The following is a 16100-nucleotide window of genomic DNA, read 5'->3' as shown; positions in this document are numbered from 1 at the left end:
AGAGTTCTGTGACTACAAGATCTTCCTCGGGAAGGTGCGCTCCGTCGCGCTCACCCGCCGAGGGCCATCCATAGGTTCTGATCATTGCTCGTCGGCGAACAGGGTGTCCAGTCGGTCCTTCTGCTTGTCGTTGAGCAGGTCGGCGCCGGTGGACAGGGTCCGGCGGGCGGCATAGAGCGGGTCGCCCTTGCGGCCGCGGTGCCCACAGATGGCCTGCTGAACTCGCCGTCGGCACTCATCGAGCGCCTCGCCAGCGAGGCGCGTGACGTGGAAGGGATCTAGCACGGTCACCACGTCGGGCAGTTCCTCGACGGCGGCGGTCTTGAACCCGGTGAAGCCGTCCATCGCGACCACCTCCACGCCGTCGCGCCACTCCTGCGGGCGGTCGGCCAGCCAGGTCTTGAACGCCTGCTTGGAGCGTCCTTCGACCATGTCCAGCAGCCGTGCCGGGCCGGTGCCATCTCGCACTGGGGTGAGGTCGATGATCACGGTGACGTACCTGTCGCCGCGACGGGTGTGCCTCCACACGTGCTCATCGACCCCGACGACCTTCACCCCCTCGAAGCGGTGCTCCTCGTCGATCAGCACCCGCTTGCCCTCGGCCATAACGGCGTCGTTGGCGGTGTCCCAGGCCACCCCGAGCCCCTCGGCGACCCGAGCCACGGTCAGGTGCTGGACCACGATCCCTTCCAGCGCCCACCGCAGAGCGCGCCGAGACAACTTGGCCCGGGGCTCGGCCGCGGCGGTGGTGTCCTGGCGCCACACATACCCGCAGCCGCTGCAGCGGTAACGGCGCACGACGACCTCCAGCGTCGTGGGCCGCCAGCCCAGTGGTTCGTGGGCAAGCCGTCGGACCACGGTGTCACGTGGTCTCCCTTCGCAGCCGCAGCGCCGGCACCACTGGTCGGGCTCGACCACCTGGCAGGCCAATACGGCACGATCCGGCTCGAGTCGCTGCCCGGTGACAACGAGGCCGAGTTCGTCGAGGCGGCAGAAGGCAGTCAGGTCGGGGCTGGCGAACGCATCAGCGCGCCCGCCGACGGTAGCGTCGTGCACGTCGAGGTCTTTCGGGCTGAGTGTGTAGGAGCTCTCATCCTCGGGAGACCTCGACCTCTATCCGGCCACCGACGCGCCGGCCCGCCGCGCGACGTGCGCTACACCCTCATCTGGGAAGAGCCCCCATACCTCTCACGAGGCAGGTCTCTCCAAGGAATCCCCGTCCTGTAGCGGTAGATGATCCCGTTGACGATCATCCGACTATTCGAGAACGGGCGACCCCGACGCCCACAGTTCGTTGGCAACAGGGGCTCCACACGCTCCCACTGCTCATCCGTCATCGCCTCAAACCGAGACTTCTCATTCACCCCGCCAGTATCTCGCGACCCTCACCTCACATATAGGAGACACGCCCTAGTACAAGCCGGGAAAGGAGAGTTGGCCCGATGAGCACAATGCCTCCCAGTCCTCGTGCGACCACTGGTCAGGGTGAACCGATCTCCCCACGCACGTTCCGACAGGTCCATGCCCACAAGCTGATCTTCGCCCGTATCCGCCGCGAGGGAATCGACATCACTGAGGATGCCGACCTCGTGAACTCGGTGTGGTGGTCTCACGGGCAATGCCACGGTTTCGGCTGGGACGACGCTGCAGACACATTGGTCCAGCTGATCCAAGCTGGCGACCTCGACACACTCGAAACAATGCTGACCAGCATGGACCAGTCGTCCTACCAGGTGTTGACCCTCAGCCCGTTCATCACCCACTACGGCACCCCGGAGATCACTGCCCAGACCCGCCGGGCCACGCGCGACAAGGTCCAGTACGGCTGATCTCCGGTCAGCGCAGTTCGTGCACCACTCGTGGCGAAGGTTGTGGGGATGGAGTCGCTGTGCGCCGTCATACTGCGGATTCCTGACCATGCCCGTGAGATTTGGGAGGTCACTTTCGCCGAGATCGCAGGGAACCCGAGGTTGTGGGAATTGCGGAGGTAGGTCAGGAGGTCATGAGAATGAACACGCTAAACTGCTCAGGTTCCCGCCCTGCGAAGTTCAGCTGAGGAGGCATAGCGCGTGAACCCTTCCCCTGACAGTGCTGATGAACCTGAGTTTGTTACCGCAGAGCAGGTGAGTCGAACTGAGGGCCCCATCGCCGAGTGGGTTTCCTCCCTGTCCCCCGCTGTACCTGCAGTGATCATGGCAGGATCTGCCGTGCCCGCGCTCCGTGCATACGACGACACCATCAACTGGCCCTGGCTCATTCTCATGGTGTGCATGATCACAGGCGGGGGGATCCTCATGTGGATGCACGGACGACGTGACACTGAGACGCAACGAGCAGCCGATGAACAAAACGAACAGACTCTCCGGGACAGCTTGGCGGAGAAGGACCGCGAGAAAGAGAAAGAGCGTCAGAGCTACGAAGCCCTGGTCGACGAGATGACGACGGGTGTCTTCAACCTTGTCCTGGGGTTGGAGGAGACTACCCCCAAGGGGCGCCTGGCTGAGATGCGCATCGTGCGGAAGGCCGTCCTGGGGCAGGTCCGTACCCGTCTGGGACCGGACGCTACCGGCGTGCGAGCGAACCTGTTCGCCGTAGAATCCGTGGACCCGCCGGTTCTCGGGGTCGACCGGTGGGGGTACGACGGGGGCAACGGACTGCGCTCCACACGGAAGTTCCGGCCTGGAGACACCACCTTCGACCGTGCAATCGAGGGCGAGGCGCACTACGTCCCCGATGTCGCGGAACTCCCCAAGAACGAAAAACCCGGGAGGGGGTACAAGTCGTTTTCGACCTACCCTGTGGCCAGCGATGACCGGCTGTTCGGCATCCTCACCATCGACGCTCCGGGGGCCGAGGACATCACGCCGTTCGATGTGAAGCTGCTCGGGTTCTTCGCGGGCGTCATCGCGCTCTCATTTTCCTCTCAGCAAGATTGTCCGTATGTTCCGATGGGCAATCTGTCCGTCCCGTGCGATACTGGAACGGAAGGAGAGGAGGTTGGTTCCCATGACTGACCGCAAGAAGCCAGGCAATGCGCTGTACATCGAGCGCATCCGTCTGCTGCGATCTGACCCCGACCGTTACTTCCGGGAGTACCCCAAGCCCGAGTTCGGGTTCCGGCAGGAGCACAAGCACACACCGGAGCCGGACACCACGCCCGAGAAGTAGACCTTCTGCACGAGAAACCGCCCCCACCACTTAAAACTCAGTGTTGGGGGCGGTTTCGCTTCGTTACAGTGCCGCAACGACGACCCAGTCCAGCACGGCGACGGCCATCACTGCTACCGTCTGAGCTCAGACCGGATGGCTCCGGCAGCCGACGGCACCCATAGCGACACCGATCATCCTGGCCGAGGCGCTCAGTGCTTGCGCCCCTATGGTGACCACGAGAACGACCGCCTTACTTTTCGTGGACGGCCAGGCGGGTTCTGCGCCTCAGCCAACCAGACGCCTGCACCGCTCCCGCCCAGTCAGGAAGGCCCTCTCACTTCACGGGCATCCCGTCCTTGCGGTACTTCGGCGCAGGCCCCGTCAGCCAGGTCACTGCGCGTTTCAGACTGCCCCAGCAGGGCTGACCAGCCACGTGCTTAGCGTAGGCGGCCTTGTCTTCCGTCCAGTGCTTGTCGAAGCCCGGATCGGGCTCGGGAAGTTCGTCGGCGGGAATCCAGCACAGTTCAACTTCCCCGCCGAACTTTGTCACCCCCAGGAAGAAGTTCGTCCCCAACCGCAAGTCTGCATGTTCATGCATCGCGACGATGGGCACCTTGTGAGTCACGGTGTTGCGAACCACCCGAAGCGCGGACACCAGATCCGACACGTCAGACTCTGTGCCATCGCCGGAAAGTTCCTTGCCAGGGTAGGCGAGCTGCTCTGCCAGTAGACGCACCCACCACAGGGTCTCCACCGCTGCAATCCTCCCGGGAGCATCATCGCCATCTTCCCTCGGCGTTCGGGCCTGGAGGAGTCGCTCCAGAGCAGTCTCTGCTCCAATGCTAGCGAGGCGTATGTCATCGGATGTGGGCGCGGGCACAGCTTCCTCCAGATCTCAGTATGTCCGTCGCCGAGGGTACGGGAGTTCGCGACCATCACCGCCCGGACATCCTCTGGAGCTCAGATGCTCCCAAGTAGGATGGGGAGTTGTCGACCAGTTCCCGCAATCGTGACACTTTCACTGCGCTGTCATCCCGAACAACGCAAAACCGGAGATCAGGAACCCTTTCGAGTTCGTGATCTCCGGTCCGTTCGGTTCGTGAACCGCTCACGGTGGGCGAAGGGGGACTTGAACCCCCACGTCCCTAAGGACACTGGCACCTGAAGCCAGCGCGTCTGCCATTCCGCCACTCGCCCGTGGCATCGATATCTAGCATCGACGTGGGTTGCGTCTGCAACGGAGAGTAACACTAGCATCGCCACCCCCTCCACACAAAGGCGCAGGACAAAGCACATTTCCTCGTCCGCCCCATGGCCCCTTCAACACCAAACTCCACGGCCCGGCAGCCCCACACGCCGTTGGCACACCCACTTCACAGCCACAGTCCGTATAGTGGGCCGACAACGTGTGCCGTCCTCCTGTCGGCACCCCGGCAGCCGGCGACCCCGCCAAACACATACCGGCCCGCGGGACGAGAGAACGAAAGGTGAGGCGTAACCACCATGGACCTCTTCAGTCGCTTCCGTAAGCTCGACAGCTCCCTGCAGCGCGGGCTGGACAACGGCTTCGCACGCGTCTTCGGCGGCGAGGTCGTCCCCGCCGAGATCGACGAACTCCTCAAGCAGGAGGTCGAGGACACCCTCATGGAGGACCAGACCGGAACGGTCTTCGCCCCCTCCTCCTACCGCGTCCACGTCTCCGAGCACGACCACGCCGCCCTGCTCGAGGCCCGGCCCGACCTCGCCAACGAGCTCCGCGGCCGGCTCCAACGCTTCATCCGCAACGAAGGATGGGACAGCCGTCACCCGGTCGCCGTGGAGATCATCAAGGACGGCGGTCTCCACACCGGCCAGCTCAAGGCACGGTCCTCCTTCGAGAAGACCGAGCAGCCCGAACCACACTGGCCGCGCAGCGAGCCGGACTCCGGCCGCAGCTCCGTCGCCCACCCCTACGACGCCGACGACTCCCCCTCCGCCCCGGAAGCGCCTGCCGCCCACGCCGCCGACCCCAACCCGCTCGTCGGGCTGGCCCGTCCCTCGGAGTCACCCCAGGCCGCGCAGGCCCGCCAGGCCGACGAGCAGGCACAGCAATCGGCGGAGGAACAGCCACTCGGCGAACCCCTGCAGAGCTACCCCGGCACCGAGGTCATCTCCCACAATGCCCAGGCCCCGGCGAACAACGCCGACGAGGCCACCGGGGCGGCCAACGCCGCAGAGGGCGAGCAGGCACCGCAGACCACCGTCACCCTGTTCCTGCAGGACGGCTCCGCGCGGAACTTCCTGCTCCAGCACGGGACGAACGTGATCGGACGTGGCAACGCCGTGGACTTCCGCCTACCGGACACCGGCGTATCCCGTCAGCACGCGGAGATCACCTGGGATGGTTACGACGCCGTCCTGACCGACCTGAAGTCCACCAACGGCACCACCGTCAACGAGATCCCCGTGGACAGCTGGCTGCTCGCCGACGGTGACGTGATCACCATCGGGCACAGTGAGATCGACGTTCGGTTCAGTTGACGGGGTCTCCGGAAGGTAGATTCAGCCGGTAGGATCAATCGTTGACCGACCGGTCAACCCACCGGCACGAAGGAGATGACCCGAATGCAGACGACTCTGGTGCTGCTCGCCAAGATCGCCCTGCTCGTCGTGCTGTGGCTGTTCATCTGGGTGGCCGTCCGCACCATGCGCAAGGACGTGAACACCATGGCAGCCACGGCAGGCGCCGCACCTGCCGCTGGCCCGTCCACCGGCGCACCCCCCGGTGCGGCACCGGCGCACAAGGCGTCCGGTGGACGCGGTTTCCGACGTGCCACCCCCCCGGGATCGTTGACGGTCACCTCCGGGCCACTGAACGGGACGACCCTGAACCTGCAGGGCTACCAGGACGTGACCCTGGGCCGCTCGGGGTCCTGCACCCTCGTCCTGGAGGACGACTTCGCCTCCGGGACCCACGCACGGCTGTTCCACCAGGGCGGCACCTGGCTGCTCGAGGACCTGGACTCACGTAACGGCTCCTTCCTCAACGGCCAGCGCATCGACCAGCCCGAGCAGCTCTCCGCAGGTCAGGAGATCCGTATCGGCCAGACCACGGTGAGGTTGGAAGCATGACAGAGACGACCGCCACGCCCCTCGCCCTGAACTACGCGGCCCTGTCGGACCGCGGCCTGGTGCGCACGAACAACGAGGACTCCGCCGTCGCGTCCCCCCACCTGCTGGCGCTCGCCGACGGGATGGGTGGCCACGCCGCCGGCGAGGTCGCCTCCGAGCTGATGATCACCTCGCTCTACGTCCTCGAGAACACGCTCTCCCAGGGCGTGGAGCCGTCCGGGGACCGTCTGCTGACGATGCTCGCCGAGGCCATGGACGACGGCAACCGGGCCATCGCCGCCCACGTGGACGACAACCCCACCCAGGAGGGCATGGGCTGCACGTTGACCACCATGGTCTTCGACGGCGCCTCACTGGGCGTCTGCCACGTCGGCGACTCCCGCGGCTACCTGCTGCGCGACGGCACCCTGACGCAGATCACCAAGGACGACACCTTCGTGCAGTCCCTCGTCGACGAGGGGAAGCTCGCACCGGAGGACGTCAGCAGCCACCCGCAGCGCTCGCTGATCCTCAAAGCGTTGACCGGCCGACCGGTCGAACCCACCCTGACCCTGCGCGACGCGCAGCCGGGTGACCGCTACCTGCTGTGCTCCGACGGCCTCTCCGACCCGGTCAGCTTCGACACCATCCGCGACGTGCTGGCCACCGGTACCCCGGAGGAGTCCGGCTCGCAGTTGATCAACCTGGCACTGCGCGGCGGCGGGCCCGACAACGTCACCGTCGTCGTCGCCGACGTCGTGGACCCCGCCGGCCTCCCCGAGGGCTCCGTGCTGCCCACCGCCCCCGCCCTGGCCGGCGCGGTGAACACCAACGCCCCCGAACTCCCCCGGCCGAACACCTCCGCCGGACGCGCCTCGGCCGTCAACGTGGTGCAGCGTCCCCGCTCCACCCAGACCGACTCCGGCTCCGCCACGGCGGAGCCGGAGACCGAGGAGCCTGAACAACGCAAGGAGCGTGGCAAGGGACTGTTCATCACCCTCGCCGCGCTGCTCGTACTCGTCGTCGCTGCCGGAGCAACGGTATGGTATGTCCGCGACTCCCTGAGCCAGTCGTACTTCATCGCCGTCGCAGAAAACGGCGCCGCCGCCACGACGACGTCCACCACGACACCGCTGACGGTCCCCGCCCCGGCGTCCGCCTCCGCGTCCGAGTTAGCATCGGCGCCTGCGTCGGCGGCACCCACCGAGCAGCCCACCGCCCCTGCCGAGACCGGCCCGCCGATCCAGATCTACCAGGGCGCCCCGGGAAACATCCTGGGCATCTCCACCCAGTCGGTCTACCAGGAGGTCTGCCTCTCGGACGACGCCGAGGTGCGTCTGCTGCCCGCCGGCAGCGACGACGACTGCCACCGGTTCTCCACCTCCGACCTCACCCCGGCGGCCCGCGGCACCCTCGACAACCTGCCCCGCGACTCCTACGAGGAGATCCAGGGCCAGATCCGCCGGCTCGCCGAGCAGACCCTGCCGGTCTGCGTGACCCGCGACAACGCGGCGGACGCCCGCAGCGGCGAGCCGTCCGATCTCACGACCCCCGGCGTCTCCTGCAGGGAGGTGGACTGACATGTTCCGTGAGGCCCACGCCCGCGGCCTGGAGCTCGCCCTGCTGGTGTTCTCCGCCGTCATCCTCGGCATCGCGCTGATCGCCCTGCAGCTCTCCCAGGGAAACGACCTGGACTCCGAGGTCGGTATCCTTGTCGGCGGTTACATCCTCGTCTTCGGCTTCGCCCACCTGGTGCTCTGTCTGAAGGCGCCCCACGCCGACCAGATCATGCTGCCGGTCGCCGCGATGCTCAACGCCATCGGCCTGGTGATGATCTACCGGATCGACCTCGCCGCAGAGACCACCCGGTCCAACTCCCAGGTGATGTGGACCGTGATCGCCCTGGTGATCTTCGCCGGGGTCATCTGGTTCCTGAAGTCCCACAACAGCCTGCAGAACTACGCCTTCCTCCTCGGGCTCGGCGGCCTGATCCTGTCGGCCCTGCCGATCGTCTGGGCCCGCGTCTTCCCCTCGGAGCTCACGGCGGACGCCCAGGTCTGGATCAGCATCGGGCCGATCTCCATCCAGCCCGGCGAGTTCGCGAAGATCATGCTGCTCATCTTCTTCGCCGCCCTGTTGGTCAACAAGCGTGCCCTGTTCTCCGTGGCCGGCTACCGGTTCCTCGGCATGCAGTTCCCCCGCCTCCGTGACCTCGGCCCGATCCTGCTGGTCTGGGGCCTGGCCATCCTCATCTCGATCTTCCAGAACGACTTCGGCCCCGCCCTGCTGCTCTTCGGCACCGTGCTCGGCATGCTGTACATGGCCACCGGCCGTGCCTCCTGGCTGGTCCTCGGCCTGGGTCTGGCGGTCGTCGGCGCCTGGGGTGTATTCCAGATCTCCGACAAGATCCAGGACCGCTTCACCAACTTCCTCGACCCGCTGGCCACCTACGACGAGGGCACCGGCTACCAGCTGTCCCAGGCACTGTTCGGCATGTCCTTCGGCGGGTTGACCGGCACGGGTCTCGGCGAGGGCTACCCGCAGGTCGTCCCGGTCTCCTACGCCGACTTCATCATGTCCTCCATCGGTGAGGAACTCGGCTTCGTGGGTCTGGCGGCCGTGCTCATGCTCTTCGCCGTCTTCGTCACCCGCGGGTTCATCATCGCCCTGCGCACCCCGGACGCCTTCGGCAAGCTCGTTGCCGCCGGACTGTCCCTGACGATCGCCATCCAGGTGTTCGTGGTCACCGGCGGCATCTCCAAGCTCCTGCCGATGACCGGCCTGACCACCCCGTTCATGTCCCACGGCGGATCCAGCCTGCTGGCGAACTACGTCCTGCTGGCGATCCTGCTGAAGATCTCGCACGACGTGAACACCCGCAGGGCCGCGGGGCCACCACAGGATCCGGCATCTCCGCAGGCAGACCCACAGACGTCACTCAACCCGGTGGTCAACAGCCAGTACCCCGATCAGTCCCATGCAGACCAGACACCCAAGGAGGCCCGCTCGTGAACAGGTCCATCCGTAACGTCTCGGTCTTCACCTTCGTCCTGGTCATCATCCTGCTGGTGAACCTGACCTGGATCCAGGGTTTCCAGACGTCCCGCTACGCCGAGAACTCCCTGAACGCACGCCAGTACTACGAGATGAAGTCCATCCCGCGCGGCCAGATCTCCGCCGGCGGTCAGATCCTCGCCCAGTCCGAGGCCGACGAGAACGACTTCTACTTCCGTGACTACCCGACGGCCCCGGCGTCCTACGGGGCGGTACTGGGGTACCTCTCCGACCGCTACGGCGCCTCCGGCATCGAGGCGTCGCAGAATTCCATCCTGGACGGCACGGACGACTCGCTCTTCGCCACCCGCGCCTGGGACACCCTCACCGGCAAGGAGCGCCGCGGCGCCAACGTGGAACTCACCCTGCAGCCCAACGTGCAGCAGGTCGCCTACGACGAGCTCTCCTCGCGCGGCTACTCGGGCTCCGTCGTGGCCCTGCGCCCGTCCACCGGTGAGGTCCTCGCCATGGCGTCGACGCCCAGCTTCGACCCCTCCGTGGTCGGCAGCTCCGACGCCGCCACCGCGGACGCGGCCTTCGAGGAGCTCCAGGCGAGCCCGGACGCGCCCCTGCTGAACCGCTCCACCCAGCAGACCCAGCCGCCCGGCTCAACCTTCAAGCTGATCACCACCGCCGCGGCGCTGGCCGAGGGCGACACCGCCGACACGATGGTCACCGGCGAGTCCGAAATCACCCTGCCGGACACCACGACCACGCTGGAGAACTACGACGGGACGTCCTGCGGGGCCTCCCAGGTGCCGCTGCGCACCGCCTTCGAGAAGTCCTGCAACACCTCCTTCGTGGACCTGGTGAACCGCCACGGCGAGGAGTCCTTCCGCGCCACCGCCGACGCCTTCGGCATCGGTGCCGAAGACGACGAGGACTTCGGCCTGCCCATCCAGAACTCCACCATCGGTGACATCCCCGACTCCGCCGCGCTGAGCCAGTCCGCCATCGGCCAGCGTGACGTGGCCCTGACGCCGCTGCAGAACGCGGTCATTGCCGCGTCCATCGCCAACGACGGGGTACGGATGAAGCCGCACATCGTCAAGCAGGTCACCGGACAGGACCTCAACGTGATCCAGGAGACTCGTCCCGAGGAGGCCGGCCGTGCCATCGACTCCGACGTCGCCTCACAGCTCACCGAGCTGATGGAGGGCGCCGAGCAGTACGCCGGCGGCCAGTCCAACATCGCCTCGAAGACCGGTACCGCCGAGCACGGCGAGGACTCGCGCAACTCCAACCCGCACGCCTGGTACGTCGCCTTCGACCCGGACGAGGACGCCGACATCGCCGTCGCCGTCCTCGTCGAGAACGGCGGCGACGCCGGCCAGGCCGCCACCGGCGGCTCCGTCGCCGCACCCATCGGTCGCGCCGTGATCAACGCGGCGCTGCAGGAAGCACAGTAGCGAGGTGAATGGCGTGACCGGACCCAACGACCCGAGCAACCCCACCAACACAGGCGATCCCGACGGCACCCGTGTGTTCAGCACCCCGGAGGAGCACTCCGGGCCCGTGGACCCGGAGCAGATGACGCCCCGGGACCGCGCGGCGGCGGACCGCCTGCAGCGCGTCCTCGACACCCACTACGACTCCGCGGCCGGACGCCGGTTCGAGGTGTCCCGCATCGTCGGACGCGGCGGCATGTCCACCGTCTGGCTCGCCTACGACACCGTCGGCGAACGGGACGTGGCCGTCAAGGTGCTCAAGCCCGAGCTCACCGACGACGCGGAATTCCGCGACCGTTTCCGTCAAGAGGCCGAGGCCGCCGAGACGATCACCTCCGAGAACGTGGTCCGCACCTTCGACTACGGCGAGCAGACCGACGTCGACGGCAACGGCATCTCCTACTGCTTCATCGTGATGGAGTATGTGCAGGGCGAGTCCCTGGCGGACATCCTGTCGCGTCAGCGCACCCTGCCGGAGGTGATGGTCCTCGACCTCATCGCCCAGGCGGCCGTCGGGCTGCAGGAGATCCACGAGCGCCAGCTCATCCACCGCGACATCAAGCCCGGCAACCTCATGGTCACCGCCGACGGCGTGGTCAAGATCACCGACTTCGGCATCGCCAAGGCCGCGTCCGCCGTGCCGCTGACCCGTACCGGCATGGTCGTGGGCACCGCCCAGTACGTGTCCCCGGAGCAGGCCCAAGGCCTGACCATCCGGCCGTCGAGCGACGTCTACTCGCTCGGCGTGGTCGGCTACGAGGTACTCGCCGGCGAGCGGCCCTTCTCCGGCGACTCCACGGTGTCCGTGGCGCTCAAGCACATCAACGAGACCGCACCGGAGTTGCCGGACACGGTCAGCGCCCCGATGCGGCGTCTCATCGCGATCTGCCTGCGCAAGGACCCGGAGAGCCGTTACCGCGACGGTGCCGCGCTCGCCGCGGCCACAGTGCCCGTGCGCGACGGCCAGATGCCGCCGGACCCCGCCGCTGGCATGCCCACCGGCGCCGCCGCGGCCGTTGCACCGGCCACCGTCGTCGCCGACCGGGTGCCCACCGGCCAGAGCCGGTTGAGCGAGGTCACCGACGAGGCGAACATGGGCCCCGCACCGCGCACGCGCACCAGACGCGGCTGGATCTGGGCGCTGGTCATCGGCCTGGTGGCCACCCTCGGCGTCCTGCTGTGGTTCCTCACCCAGTACGGGCAGGACGACGCACCGAACGCGCCCACGCAGACAACCACGGTCACCAGCGAGGTCACCGAGGAGCAGACCGTGGTGCCCGAGCCGGTCGACCCCGGCGACACCGGCGACCCGGTGGAGACGTCCACGCCGGACACGACGTCCGACGAGTCCACGCCCTCGGAGACGTCGGGCGGCGGTACGACGGACACCACGGGCACCGGGGAACCGTCGCAGCCGACGGTGCCGGAGACCAGCGGCCCCACCGAGGAGCCCACGGACCCCGACACCTCCGACCAGGCATCCCAGGAGCAGTTGCAGCCTGGGGGTAACACCGAGACGTCCCCGGACGGTGAATCCGGGGATGCCGCCGACGACTGGCCCGCCATGGGGCGTCTGTGACGGCTGTGTCGACTGGGACGTCTGGTATTCGCACCGGAGGCCGTGGGATCGGTATTCTCCAAGGGAAAGCGTGCCCGCAGGGTCGGGGACGCCCGCACATCCGTAACTCGAGGAAGGGAGCAGCATGGACCTGAGCAACACCCGGCTCGGCGGTCGGTACCTGCTGGGGCCGGTCATCGGCACCGGAGGCATGTCCGACGTCTATGCGGCGACCGACGAACTCCTCGGCCGCGACATCGCGGTGAAGATGATGCGCGCCGACCTGGCCCGCGACGACACCTTCCTCGAGCGCTTCCGCCGTGAGGCGAAGAACGCCGCGAAGCTGAACCACCACGCGATCGTCGCCGTCTACGACACCGGTCAGACCGACGAGGCGCACGGGTCCGTGCCCTACATCGTGATGGAGCGCGTGCACGGCCAGACGTTGCGCGACATCCTGCGCGACTCCGGCCCCTTCCCGCTGGAGGAGGCGGGCCGGGTGATGGCCGAGGTCTGCCGGGCGTTGAGCTTCTCCCACGAGGCCGGCATCATCCACCGCGACATCAAGCCGGCGAACATCATGATCACCAACACCGGCGCGGTGAAGGTGATGGACTTCGGCATCGCCCGCGCGCTGTCGGACACCAGTTCGGCGATGACGCAGACCGCCGCCGTCATCGGCACCGCCCAGTACCTCTCGCCCGAGCAGGCCCGCGGCAAGTCCGCCGAGGCCCGCTCGGACATCTACGCCGCCGGCTGCGTGTTCTACGAGATCTCCACCGGTCAGCCGCCGTTCTCCGGGGAGTCGCCGTTCTCGGTGGCCTTCCAGCACGTCCAGGAGAGTCCGTTGCCGCCGTCGCAGGTCACCGGCATGAACCTGGACCAGAACCAGGCGCTCGCGCTGGACGCCGTCACGTTGACGGCGATGGCGAAGGACCCGTCCGACCGTTACGACAACAGCGCCGACATGGCGTCTGACCTGCAGCGCATCTCCGAGGGGCGGATGCCCCTGGCCGCTCAGGCCTACACCGATGAACCCGTGCAGGACGCCCCGACGACGCACATGCCCGCCGCCGCGCCCGTGCCCACGCCGGCCCCCGCGCCGGCACCGCGCGAGGAGAAGAAGCGTCGCCGCGGGTGGGTCGTGCCCCTGTGGATCATCGCCATCCTCGCCCTCATCGGCGGCGGGACCGCCGTGGCGGTCAACTGGTTGAACGATGACGGCTCCGAGCAGGCCGCGGCACTCGAGACGGTCCCCGACGTGGCCGGTCAGCCCCGCGACGAGGCGCTGAGCGCGCTCGAGGACGCCGGCTTCGACGTCACTGTCGAGGACCAGGCGGACGCCGAGGTACCGCGTGACGGGGCGATCCGCACCGACCCCGCCGCGGACTCCTCCGTCCCGTCCGGATCGGAGGTGACACTGTACGTATCCTCCGGACGCGCGGTCACCGAGGTCCCCGACCTCAGCGGGAAGACGACCCAGGAGGCCCAGGCCGCGCTCGAGGAGGCGAACCTGCGCCTGCGCTCGAACGTCTCGGAGCAGTCCAGCGACGACGTCACCGCCGGCCAGGTCATCGAGCAGACCCACCCGTCCGGCGCCCAGGTGGCCGAGGGCACCGAGGTGGGAATCACGGTATCCACCGGTCCGGCGGACGTGCGCGTGCCGCGCGTGACCGGCCAGTCCCGCGACGACGCGGTGCAGAACCTGGAGGACGCCGGCTTCGAGGTCGACGTGGTCATGGTCGACTCCTCAGAGGACGAGGACCGGGTGCTGTCGGCATCCGACGAAGGCACCACCCAGGCGGCCGGCACCACCATCACCCTGGAGGTCTCGCGCGGCAACCAGTTCACCATGCCGCAGCTGGTGGGCAAGGACTACGAGGAGGTCTACAGCACGCTGCAGCAGGCGGGCTGGCGCGGCAACGCCAACCGGGTGAACCGCACCAATGTCAACCAGCTCGACCCACTCGCCGTCGACCGGGTCGTGGGGCAGTCCGCCGAGGAGGGTCAGACGATCGACCGCAACGCGCCGATCACCGTGCGGGTCAACGTGCTGGGGATCCCCTGACGTCTGAGACGTCCGTGGGGTCCCCGATCCCCGTCGCACCTTCTTGCAATCTGATATGTCAATGAGTCTGCGATTATCACAGGATGTCATGTGCTCTTTACGGGCTCACCTAGAGTCCGCAGAATCGAAGGTCGATGCCGGGTTCCGTCACGGACGGAACCCGACCGGGGGTTTCCCCCGACACCAGCCGGAGTCCCACAACGTGCACCCATGTCCGATGGCGCTCCGCCGTTCCACATCTTTCCCGTCATCGACCCCGACGTGTACCGTGTGCCCCGGCTCCCGTCCTTGGAAGGGCTGAGCCCATTATCGTTCTCGACTATCTGATCGGAGAAAGATAATGCGTATCGTTTCCGCCGACATCGACGGCACCCGACGTTTCGGGTGTGTGGACGACGAGGGAGTCGTCCACCTCCTCGTCACCGACCGTGACCCCTGGACGCCCTCGACCCGGATGCACCGGCGATCCCCACCGACGGGACCGTGAACTTCGACGAACTCGACGTCCTGGAACCCCCGCTGCCGGTCACGACCGTGCGCGACTTCATCACCCTCGAGCAGCACACCGCCGGCTGCATGCAGTCCATGACCGACGCCGGCAGCGACGGCGAGGAAGTCCACGCCCCCCCCGACGAGTGGTTCTGCGCCCCGGCGTTCTACTTCACCAACCCCTACGCCGCGACCGGCTCCGGCCACGACGTGCGCGACTCCCGGGATGTGGGCTCTTCGACGTGGAGCTCGAGGTCGCGGCGGTCGTCTCCAAGGACGGCTTCAACCTCTCCGTGCAGGAGGCCTGGGACCACATCGGCGGTTTCGCCGTGCTCAACGACCGGTCCGCCCGTGACCTACAGGCCGAGGAGATGAAGGCCGGACTCGGCGCGGCGAAGGGCAAGGACTCCTCGATGAGCATCGGCCCGGTCGTGGTCACCAAGGACGAGCTGGAGCAGTACCGCGACGGCGAGTTCTACGACCTGACCATGGAGCTGCGGATCAACGGCACGAAGACCACCACGGACACCCTGGCCCACATGGCGTGGACCTTCGCCGGGATGGTGTCCTACCCCAGCCGTGGTGCGCAGATCCGTCGTGGCGACATCCTCGGCAGCGGCACCTGCGGCGGCGGCTGCCTGGCGGAGCACTGGGGCTGGAACGGCGAGCTCGAGCCCACCCCGGTGAAGGTCGGCGACACCGTCACCGTCACCGTGCAGGGCATCGGCACCATCACCAACAAGATAATCGAACCGGTCGAGGTGCACCCGGTGCCCCGCGGCCGCAGCGTCGACTGGGTCCGTCCGTCCTGACCTGTCTGACCTGACCACTCCCTCCCCTCAAAAGCGACAGGATCCATCCCCATGCGGTTCTGGGACATCTTCTGGCTGTTGATCTACGTGTTCTTCCTGATCGCCTACCTCACCGTGCTCTTCCAGGTCATCACCGACCTCTTCCGTGACCGTGACCTCGGCAGCGGCTGGAAAGCGGTCTGGATCATCTTCCTGATCCTGGTCCCGCTGATCACCGCACTGGTCTACCTCGTCATCCGTGGCCGCGGCATGGCAGAGCGGCAGCGCGAGACCCAGGTCCAGGCCCAGCAGGGGGCGGAGGACTACATCCGGCACGTGGCCGGCTCCACCTCCCCCTCCGAGCAGATCTCGACCGCGAACCAGTTCCTGAAGGACGGTGTCATCACCTCCGAGGAGTTCGACCGGATCAAGGCCAAGGCGCTCTCCTGACC

The 16100-nt window shown here is 67.2% G+C and carries 14 protein-coding genes, 1 tRNA gene and 1 pseudogene; 12 read left to right on the top strand and 4 right to left on the bottom strand.

Going from position 1 to position 16100, the window contains the following annotated elements:
- Positions 1-87: 87 nt before the first annotated feature.
- Positions 88-1056 (bottom strand): annotated as a pseudogene (locus ACT3S3_RS13760) (ISL3-like element ISPfr3 family transposase); the annotation flags it as partial.
- 98 nt (positions 1057-1154) lie between these two features.
- On the bottom strand, positions 1155-1337 hold the full coding sequence (locus ACT3S3_RS13755) for a transposase (protein WP_407712430.1): 183 nt from the start codon (positions 1335-1337) through the stop codon (positions 1155-1157).
- Between the two features lie 105 nt (positions 1338-1442).
- Between ACT3S3_RS13755 and ACT3S3_RS13750 the strand changes: the two genes are divergently transcribed.
- From ACT3S3_RS13750 to ACT3S3_RS13740, 3 genes are all read left to right on the top strand, one after another.
- Positions 1443-1829, top strand: a complete 387-nt coding sequence (locus ACT3S3_RS13750) for a hypothetical protein (protein WP_441579595.1) — start codon at positions 1443-1445, stop codon at positions 1827-1829.
- Positions 1830-2069: 240 nt separating this feature from the next.
- Entirely contained in the window at positions 2070-3014 is a 945-nt protein-coding gene (locus ACT3S3_RS13745) for a GAF domain-containing protein (protein WP_441579594.1), read from the top strand.
- Positions 3007-3168 (top strand): hypothetical protein, encoded by a 162-nt coding sequence (locus ACT3S3_RS13740; RefSeq protein WP_441579593.1) that lies wholly within the window; start codon positions 3007-3009, stop codon positions 3166-3168. Before ACT3S3_RS13745 ends, ACT3S3_RS13740 begins: the two co-directional genes overlap by 8 nt.
- A gap of 316 nt (positions 3169-3484) precedes the next feature.
- Here the strand turns inward: ACT3S3_RS13740 and ACT3S3_RS13735 are convergent, their stop codons facing one another.
- Positions 3485-3904 carry a hypothetical protein gene (locus ACT3S3_RS13735; RefSeq protein ID WP_313095878.1) on the bottom strand — a complete coding sequence of 140 codons (420 nt, stop codon included), beginning with the start codon at positions 3902-3904 and terminating at the stop codon, positions 3485-3487.
- A 360-nt stretch (positions 3905-4264) separates the two neighbouring features.
- Positions 4265-4347, bottom strand: a tRNA-Leu gene (locus tag ACT3S3_RS13730).
- Between the two features lie 306 nt (positions 4348-4653).
- On the opposite strand from ACT3S3_RS13730, the gene ACT3S3_RS13725 reads away from it, so the two are divergent.
- From ACT3S3_RS13725 to ACT3S3_RS13685, 9 genes are all read left to right on the top strand, one after another.
- A complete protein-coding gene (locus tag ACT3S3_RS13725) occupies positions 4654-5670 on the top strand; it encodes a DUF3662 and FHA domain-containing protein (protein WP_441579592.1) in 1017 nt (338 codons plus the stop codon).
- Positions 5671-5754: 84 nt separating this feature from the next.
- Positions 5755-6261 (top strand): FHA domain-containing protein FhaB/FipA, encoded by a 507-nt coding sequence (locus ACT3S3_RS13720; RefSeq protein WP_441579591.1) that lies wholly within the window; start codon positions 5755-5757, stop codon positions 6259-6261.
- A complete protein-coding gene (locus tag ACT3S3_RS13715) occupies positions 6258-7820 on the top strand; it encodes a PP2C family protein-serine/threonine phosphatase (RefSeq protein WP_441579590.1) in 1563 nt (520 codons plus the stop codon). Before ACT3S3_RS13720 ends, ACT3S3_RS13715 begins: the two co-directional genes overlap by 4 nt.
- A 1-nt stretch (position 7821) precedes the next feature.
- Positions 7822-9252 carry an FtsW/RodA/SpoVE family cell cycle protein gene (locus ACT3S3_RS13710; RefSeq protein WP_301443380.1) on the top strand — a complete coding sequence of 477 codons (1431 nt, stop codon included), beginning with the start codon at positions 7822-7824 and terminating at the stop codon, positions 9250-9252.
- The gene (locus tag ACT3S3_RS13705; RefSeq protein ID WP_301443381.1) at positions 9249-10703 is read left to right on the top strand and encodes a peptidoglycan D,D-transpeptidase FtsI family protein; all 1455 of its coding nucleotides are present in this window, start codon (positions 9249-9251) and stop codon (positions 10701-10703) included. The genes ACT3S3_RS13710 and ACT3S3_RS13705 overlap by 4 nt, the downstream gene beginning before the upstream one ends.
- A gap of 13 nt (positions 10704-10716) precedes the next feature.
- Entirely contained in the window at positions 10717-12321 is a 1605-nt protein-coding gene (locus tag ACT3S3_RS13700) for a serine/threonine-protein kinase (protein ID WP_367620313.1), read from the top strand.
- Positions 12322-12445: 124 nt separating this feature from the next.
- On the top strand, positions 12446-14368 hold the full coding sequence (gene pknB, locus ACT3S3_RS13695) for a Stk1 family PASTA domain-containing Ser/Thr kinase (protein WP_301443382.1): 1923 nt from the start codon (positions 12446-12448) through the stop codon (positions 14366-14368).
- Positions 14369-15099: 731 nt separating this feature from the next.
- Positions 15100-15669 (top strand): fumarylacetoacetate hydrolase family protein, encoded by a 570-nt coding sequence (locus ACT3S3_RS13690; protein ID WP_301444295.1) that lies wholly within the window; start codon positions 15100-15102, stop codon positions 15667-15669.
- Positions 15670-15720: 51 nt separating this feature from the next.
- On the top strand, positions 15721-16098 hold the full coding sequence (locus tag ACT3S3_RS13685; RefSeq protein WP_301444294.1) for a PLDc N-terminal domain-containing protein: 378 nt from the start codon (positions 15721-15723) through the stop codon (positions 16096-16098).
- The last annotated feature ends 2 nt before the right edge of the window (positions 16099-16100 follow it).

This window comes from Corynebacterium sp. AOP40-4SA-5 (assembly GCF_052377355.1).
Lineage (GTDB): Bacteria > Actinomycetota > Actinomycetes > Mycobacteriales > Mycobacteriaceae > Corynebacterium.
Note: the sequence above shows the minus strand (reverse complement) of the source record. Positions and strands in the feature narration are given on the sequence as shown.

Coding starts and splice junctions, on each gene's coding strand:
- ACT3S3_RS13755 (WP_407712430.1), bottom strand. CDS start 1,337: ATGACGGATGAGCAGTGGGAGCGTGTGGAGCCCCTGTTGCCAACGAAC.
- ACT3S3_RS13750 (WP_441579595.1), top strand. CDS start 1,443: ATGAGCACAATGCCTCCCAGTCCTCGTGCGACCACTGGTCAGGGTGAA.
- ACT3S3_RS13740 (WP_441579593.1), top strand. CDS start 3,007: ATGACTGACCGCAAGAAGCCAGGCAATGCGCTGTACATCGAGCGCATC.
- ACT3S3_RS13725 (WP_441579592.1), top strand. CDS start 4,654: ATGGACCTCTTCAGTCGCTTCCGTAAGCTCGACAGCTCCCTGCAGCGC.
- ACT3S3_RS13720 (WP_441579591.1), top strand. CDS start 5,755: ATGCAGACGACTCTGGTGCTGCTCGCCAAGATCGCCCTGCTCGTCGTG.
- ACT3S3_RS13715 (WP_441579590.1), top strand. CDS start 6,258: ATGACAGAGACGACCGCCACGCCCCTCGCCCTGAACTACGCGGCCCTG.
- ACT3S3_RS13710 (WP_301443380.1), top strand. CDS start 7,822: ATGTTCCGTGAGGCCCACGCCCGCGGCCTGGAGCTCGCCCTGCTGGTG.
- pknB (WP_301443382.1), top strand. CDS start 12,446: ATGGACCTGAGCAACACCCGGCTCGGCGGTCGGTACCTGCTGGGGCCG.
- ACT3S3_RS13685 (WP_301444294.1), top strand. CDS start 15,721: ATGCGGTTCTGGGACATCTTCTGGCTGTTGATCTACGTGTTCTTCCTG.